Source organism: Bacillus sp. AP50 (assembly GCF_040492675.1).
Taxonomy (GTDB): domain Bacteria; phylum Bacillota; class Bacilli; order Bacillales; family Bacillaceae_G; genus Bacillus_A; species Bacillus_A cereus.
The window spans coordinates 1-2,324 of the sequence record NZ_JBEUTW010000582.1; the positions used below are offsets into that span (position 1 = coordinate 1).

The window sequence follows — 2,324 nt, forward strand, 5'->3', positions numbered from 1 at the left end:
TAATAAGTTTCATATGTTTTATTACGTTTCTTCGAATTAAATCTATTTGAATTCTATGTTTTTTAAGGGGAATTTTAAATTTATAATAAAATATAATTTCATTTTCTATAAAAGATTTTTTTATAAATGGAATTGAAAGTCAGTTGACAAATATTAAATTCTGGTTTAAATTTTGAAGTAATTCAATAAACTTTGTTAGGTGAGGCTCCTGTATACGCCAATGGGTCAACAGGAACGGTCGGATTAAGGCCCTTCTTAATGTAGCTGGTTATAAAAACCTATGCTATACAGTGCTAAAACTCAACGAGGGAGTGGTATACGATTTGATAGAAAGGCACCTCTGTGATTTCGGCAGAGCTGTCTTAATAATCATTTATTTGTATTGTGAAAAAACCTTTACTCCTTTTTGAGTAAAGGTTTTTCTGTTTAATGTTATTTATTTTTATCTTGTCTATATTCAAAAAGGAGGTAATTCTAACTAATGAATTGATTGCAATGTAACTATTATTGCTCTAATAAAAAATTTAAGACAGATAAAATAAAACAAAACCACTCATGAAACTCTAGAGTCTCCCTTAGCAATATGAGGAGGAGTTAACATGAAGAAATTATTAAAGGAATTACTTATAACCAAAAATAACTTGGATGCAGAGAAAGTTTTACGTCTTCCGTCGTATGATATTGCGCAAGAAGTAAAACAGTTTTCAATTGAAGATCAAGTCATATTACTAAATACGATTCCTGTATTAAAAAGCTCTAAAGTTCTTCAATATATGAGTGCAGAAGAAAAATATAATATCTTAATTCACTTATCTGAAAATAAAGCTAAAAAGTTACTGAATTTACAACCGATTGATGAATTAGTAGATTTACTTCTAGCGGTTCATCCGGAAGAACAGGCTAAATTAATGGCGTATCTAGATAAAATTACAAAACATAACGTAAAAAAATTAATGACTTTCAAACCTGAAACGGCAGGAAGTCTTGTTACAAGTGATTTTGTTGCAGTTAGAGGAAATTGGTCAGTAAAAATGACATTGAAGTACATTAGGGAACATTCTGAAAATGTAGAATCAATATCTTATAGTTATGTTCTTGATAGTCATGGTTTTCTTGAGGGAATCGTTTCCATACATGAGTTATTACTAGCAGCAGATGAAGAGATATTATCTACTATCATGATGCCAGAGGTAATTTCAGTACACGCTGAAGTTGACCAGCAAGAAGTTGTAAAAAAGCTACTGAATTATAATTTAGCAGCAATACCTGTCACAACAGCAAATAATAAAATGATTGGTATTATAACATTTGATGACGTAATGAATGTTATGGAAGCAGAAGCTACAGAAGATATTCAAAAGTTAGGCGGAAGTGAACCATTGAATCAATCTTACTTTGAAGCTAGTATTTGGAGCATTTTTCTAAAACGTCTACCATGGTTATTACTTCTTTTTGTTGCTGAGGCATATACAGGTACAGTATTAAAGTATTTTGAAGACGAAATTGAAACTGTAGTTGCCCTTGCTTTCTTTGTTCCATTATTAGTAGGTACTGGAGGGAATACAGGAACACAGGTTGTAGCAACAATTACTCGTGCAATTGGTATTGGAGAGTTAAAATTTAAAGACATTTTCCGTGTAATGAAAAAAGAATTTGCAATTGGTATGCTTCTTGGACTTGCACTTGGGATAGCTGGGCTCATTCGTGCTTATATGTTAGGAGTTGGAGCAGAAGTTGCGCAAGTTGTAGCAATTACTTTATTATTTATTGTTATTTGGGCTTCTCTTGTAGCAGCTGTTTTACCTTTAATTCTAAGAAAATTAAAACTAGATCCTGCAGTTGTTTCAGGTCCATTTATTACAACATTTGTTGACGGAACAGGATTAATAATTTACTTCATGGTTGCAAAAACGTTATTAAATTTATAAATATACACTAAAAAAACGAAATCCGGAATAAGTATGTTGCCTTAATTGCTAAAACATAGTGGGGAATTCAGGCATGAGGAAATCAAACACTTTTGTCTTTAGATAAATAATATTTTAATGGATTTATTGAATGTAATGAATGCTGGAGGATAAAACTATGAAACATCTAAGAAAAATCTTCAAACGAATTTTGCTTCTATTTTCTATTTTAATGATTATTGGCGTAGGAATACTATTTGGTACTAGCTATGGCCGAGAGCTTCGTATAACAATCGCTGGGAGTATATTAACTTCTCAGCATCCACAATATGCGAAATATACATTCCTATCCCAAAAGGAACTAGATGAACTGCAAGATAGAATTAATCATCCAAAATGGTCAAACAGTGATGAGCA

At 31.5% G+C, this 2,324-nt stretch carries 1 protein-coding gene, 1 pseudogene and 1 riboswitch; the gene and the pseudogene both read left to right on the forward strand.

Annotated elements, in window-relative coordinates; all coding sequences use genetic code 11:
- Positions 1 to 184: 184 nt before the first annotated feature.
- Positions 185 to 318, forward strand: a riboswitch (M-box (ykoK) riboswitch).
- Between the two features lie 281 nt (positions 319 to 599).
- The gene (gene mgtE, locus ABWK52_RS26885; protein WP_098541299.1) at positions 600 to 1,928 is read left to right on the forward strand and encodes a magnesium transporter; all 1,329 of its coding nucleotides are present in this window, start codon (positions 600 to 602) and stop codon (positions 1,926 to 1,928) included.
- A 157-nt stretch (positions 1,929 to 2,085) separates the two neighbouring features.
- A pseudogene (locus tag ABWK52_RS26890) lies at positions 2,086 to 2,324 on the forward strand (phosphodiester glycosidase family protein); the annotation flags it as partial.

Bases quoted from the DNA above. Each gene is read 5' to 3' on its own strand.
- mgtE (WP_098541299.1), top strand. From the start codon at position 600: ATGAAGAAATTATTAAAGGAATTACTTATAACCAAAAATAACTTGGAT.